The sequence below is a fragment of the Paracoccus sp. IB05 genome (assembly GCF_016405985.1).
Taxonomy (GTDB): domain Bacteria; phylum Pseudomonadota; class Alphaproteobacteria; order Rhodobacterales; family Rhodobacteraceae; genus Pseudogemmobacter.
The window spans coordinates 1-4,000 of record NZ_JAEFCF010000079.1 but is presented as its reverse complement, the minus strand read 5'-3'; the positions used below and the strand labels follow the sequence as shown (position 1 = coordinate 4,000).

The window sequence follows — 4,000 nt, the reverse complement described above, 5'->3', positions numbered from 1 at the left end:
AATATTGCGGCCATTTCACACAATGGGAAAAACAAAATACTCTCGATATCTGAGGCTTGATCCCCTGGCGGGCTGGTCCTGAGCCAGTTCGTTGGACTTGCGCGCCCCTAACCGGGCGCGCTTTTTTCATGCGGTTGCACCGACGCGGTGCTTCTGATGATATTCGGGACAGTGACAACAGGAGGGGCACAGAATGCGCAGGCCGGAACAGGTGACAGTGCTCTTTGCCGATCAGTCGCTGGGGGCGACTGTCAGGATCGTGGCCGAGACGCTGCTCGCGCGGATCACCTCGCAGGAATATGTGGTTGACGAGCGACTGCCCTCGGAACGCACCCTGGCCGGAGAGCTGGGGGTTGCGCGCAATACGGTGCGCGAGGCCCTGGATGTGCTGGAAAATCAGGGTGTTATCCGTCGACGCGCCGGGTCGGGAAGCTTTGTCACCGGGCTGTCACGGCATGAGGATATCGACGTCGGCGATGTGGCGGCTGAGACCAGCCCGCTTGATCTGCAGGTGATGCGCGGCATTCTTGAGCCCGAGATGATCCGCCTCGCCATCATTGCCATGTCGCCGCGCGAGATCGAGGCGCTTGGCGAGGTGCTTTCCGCGATGGAGGCGGTGACCACCGATGCCAGTGAATTCGCGCGGCTGGAGGATGAATTTCACCGCCAGATCGCCAAAGGCACCGGCAATCCACTGATCGCGGCCTGCTACGATCTGGTGATCGCGGCACGCCATCAGGCGTTTCGCGCCGCGCTGAACCGCCGCTTTCTGACGCCAAAACGCATCCAGGACTGCCAGCGCTATTACAACACGCTGTTCAATACCCTGACCGCGCGCGACATCGAAAGCGCGGTCGAATTTACCAAGCTTTTGCTGATCGAAGAGCAAAAGCTCCTGATGCAGGAAGACTGAGACGCGGGATCAGAGCGGGGCGGAGGCGGCGCTGTCCAGCGTGGTGTCGCGGATCGGCAGCGGCTCTTTGCCCTCGCGCTGATACCACATCTGGCCAAGGGCCTCCATTTCCTGGCGGAGCCGTGCACCATGTTCGGCCAGCCAGGCCGGGATCGAGCCGAAGCCGACGACCCGCGCCCGGCCCGAAGTGATCCGGACCACCGGCCAGTCCCCCGCCAACAGATTGTCATTGCCGTAGAATTCAGTCCCGAGCCAGCGCGCATGTCCGAAGGCATGTTCGCCCCGACCGCCATGTTTCATCGCCGCAAGAACCGAGACCGGCGCCACCGTTCCGGCCTTTTGCACCGCCATATGCCACAGGTCCAGCGTTGCCGCATATTCCCAGGACACCGAGCCCCAGCTGCCGGGAAAGCGCCGCTCATATTCGCTGTGGAACTGTGTCGGGCGGTTGAAGAAAAAGCTTTTATTCTGCAGGGCAGGGTCGTCGAAATCAGGGAACTGGAAGAGGAAGCCTTCCATGAACTCCGTTGATGTTTTGCGGATCAGCTCGCGGTAGCCATCGGCGGTGCAGGACAGCAGCTGGCCGGCAAAGCCCTGGCGATGCGCCGCTTCGGTCAGCGCATGGACCATCGGCGTGTGGCTGGTGCACCAGCACAGGATCTGCGGATCTGTGGCCAGCATCGCCGCCACGATCTCGTCCGCATCACCGCCGGTATTGGGATAGCGGATCTCTTTGGTGATCTGGAACCCTTCGGCGCCGAATGCCGCACGATAGGCGGCAAGCGAGGGCAGGCCCAGCTCATCCATCTGGCTGCACAGCGCCACCCGCCTCAGCTCGGGCCGGTTCTTTGCCAGCCAGCCGACTGCGGTGACATTGAACAGGGGATGGGTCTCGCTCGGCGCGATCAGATAGGGCGTGTCGGGGGAAAGATCGCTCGGGAGCAGGGTCGAGGTCAGGATCTTGCGTTCGGTCAGCCAGGGGCGGAGCCGGCGCAGCGAGTCGCCGCCAAGCATCATCAGAAACCGCACATTGCCGTCCTGGACCAGCCGGCGCGCGCCGAGAAACGCCCGGTCGGGGTCATAGCCGCAATCTTCGGCGAGGATCTCGACCTGATGGCGCCGCCCGCTGATCATCATACCGCCCGAAGCATTGATCTGGTCGGCCCAGATCTGACAGCCATAAAGCCCGGGCAGGCCCCAGGACCGCACCTGGCCGCTCAACGGTGCCAGAAATCCGATCGGGATCCGCTGTCCGGTGGCAGTATCAAGGCGCCGGACCAGACCTCCGACCGCGAGCCGCTGTGCCAGACTGACGGAACCTGTCATCTCCTGCCCCTTGTTTCAGCGTCAGACCGCCCGGTGGGCAGCGATTCCGCCAGGAATCTTTTTCCCAGCATGAAGATTTGTTGACATGCTGGCAATCCTGTCGCGTAATTGGCGCAGTGAATAAGGAACCAATCCATGAACTGGTTCAGACCAACGGGAGCAAACGCATGAGTAAGAGAATCGCAGTCATCGGAGCAGGCCCTTCTGGCCTTGCACAGCTGCGCGCCTTTCAGTCGGCCGCCGAAAAAGGCGCTGAAATTCCAGAGATCGTCTGCTTCGAGAAGCAGTCCGACTGGGGTGGGCTGTGGAACTACTCCTGGCGCACTGGTCTGGACCAGTATGGCGAACCGGTTCATGGCTCGATGTACCGCTATCTTTGGTCGAATGGCCCGAAAGAAGGGCTTGAATTCGCTGATTATTCTTTTGAAGAGCATTTTGGCAAGCAGATCGCTTCCTACCCGCCGCGCGCGGTGCTGCTCGACTATATCGAGGGGCGCGTGAATAAGGCAGGGGTCCGCAAATGGATCCGCTTTGAGAATGTGGTCCGCCTGGTTGACTGGGATGAGGCGACGCAGAAATTCACCGTTACCGTCCAGGATCTTCCGAAAGATCACTGCTATTCGGAAGAATTCGACCATGTGATCGTCGCCTCGGGTCACTTCTCGACGCCGAATGTGCCCTCCTTCCCCGGGTTCGAGCGCTTCAACGGCCGCATCGTCCATGCCCATGATTTCCGCGATGCGCGCGAATTCACTGGCAAGGATGTGATGCTGGTCGGCACCTCCTATTCGTCGGAAGACATCGGCTCGCAATGCTGGAAATATGGCGCGAAGTCGGTCACCAACACCTATCGCTCGGCGCCGATGGGGTTCGACTGGCCGGATAACTGGGAAGAAAAGCCCAATATGCAGAAGGTCGAAGGCAATATCGTCACCTTCGGCGATGGCACGACCAAGAAGATCGACGCGATCATTCTGTGCACCGGCTACAAGCACCACTTCCCCTTCCTGCCCGACGGGCTGCGGCTGAGAACGGCGAACCGGCTTGCGACGAATGACCTCTATAAGGGGGTCGCCTATGTCCATAACCCGGCCCTTTTCTATATCGGGATGCAGGATCAGTGGTTCACCTTTAACATGTTCGACGCCCAGGCCTGGTGGGCGCGTGATGTGATTCTGGGGCGCATCGCGCTGCCGGGTAAAGAGGCGATGCTGGCTGATGTGACCGACCGCGTTGCGCGCGAGGATGCCGGCAAAGACACCCATGATGCGATCCAGTATCAGGGGGATTACGTTAAAGAACTGATCGAAGAAACGGATTACCCGAGCTTCGATGTCGATGGCGCCTGCGAGATCTTCTTCGAATGGAAGGAGCACAAGAAGCAGGACATCATGGGCTTCCGCAACAATTCCTACAGATCGGTGATCACCGGCACGATGGCGCCGAAGCATCATACGCTCTGGAAGGATGCGCTGGACGACACGATTGAAAGCTATCTGCAGAACTGACGGTCCGCTCTGGCGCAAAAGGAGAGGTTCCGATCAGAAGGGGCGCTGGCATGGTCCAGCGCCCCTGTCTTTTGCGAGATTGTCGGAAATACGTAAAATGCCGGCAGATCTGCCGGCATTTTATGATTAAAATGTTCGAATAGTGAAAGTGGTCAGAGGGTCGGATAAAGCGGGAACCTGTTGCACAGGGCCTGGACCTCGGCCTTCACTTTGGCCTCGACATCGCCGTTGCCGTCTTCGCCATTGGCGGCGA

The 4,000-nt window shown here is 60.0% G+C and carries 3 protein-coding genes; 2 read left to right on the top strand and 1 reads right to left on the bottom strand.

The annotated features are described in order from the left end of the window. Positions 1-193 precede the first annotated feature (193 nt). The gene (locus JC607_RS24970) at positions 194-913 is read left to right on the top strand and encodes a FadR/GntR family transcriptional regulator (RefSeq protein ID WP_198839410.1); all 720 of its coding nucleotides are present in this window, start codon (positions 194-196) and stop codon (positions 911-913) included. A gap of 9 nt (positions 914-922) precedes the next feature. On the opposite strand, the gene JC607_RS24965 is transcribed toward JC607_RS24970, so the two are convergent. Next, positions 923-2,239 (bottom strand): ABC transporter substrate-binding protein, encoded by a 1,317-nt coding sequence (locus JC607_RS24965; RefSeq protein ID WP_198839409.1) that lies wholly within the window; start codon positions 2,237-2,239, stop codon positions 923-925. 167 nt (positions 2,240-2,406) lie between these two features. Here JC607_RS24965 and JC607_RS24960 point away from each other — a divergent pair, with 167 nt between their 5' ends. Then, complete coding sequence (locus tag JC607_RS24960; RefSeq protein ID WP_198839408.1) at positions 2,407-3,747, top strand: NAD(P)-binding domain-containing protein; 1,341 nt, start codon at positions 2,407-2,409, stop codon at positions 3,745-3,747. The last annotated feature ends 253 nt before the right edge of the window (positions 3,748-4,000 follow it).

What these genes read in the sequence shown, in the direction of transcription:
- JC607_RS24960 (WP_198839408.1), top strand. Translation starts at nt 2,407, where the DNA reads ATGAGTAAGAGAATCGCAGTCATCGGAGCAGGCCCTTCTGGCCTTGCA.
- JC607_RS24970 (WP_198839410.1), top strand. Translation starts at nt 194, where the DNA reads ATGCGCAGGCCGGAACAGGTGACAGTGCTCTTTGCCGATCAGTCGCTG.
- JC607_RS24965 (WP_198839409.1), bottom strand. Translation starts at nt 2,239, where the DNA reads ATGACAGGTTCCGTCAGTCTGGCACAGCGGCTCGCGGTCGGAGGTCTG.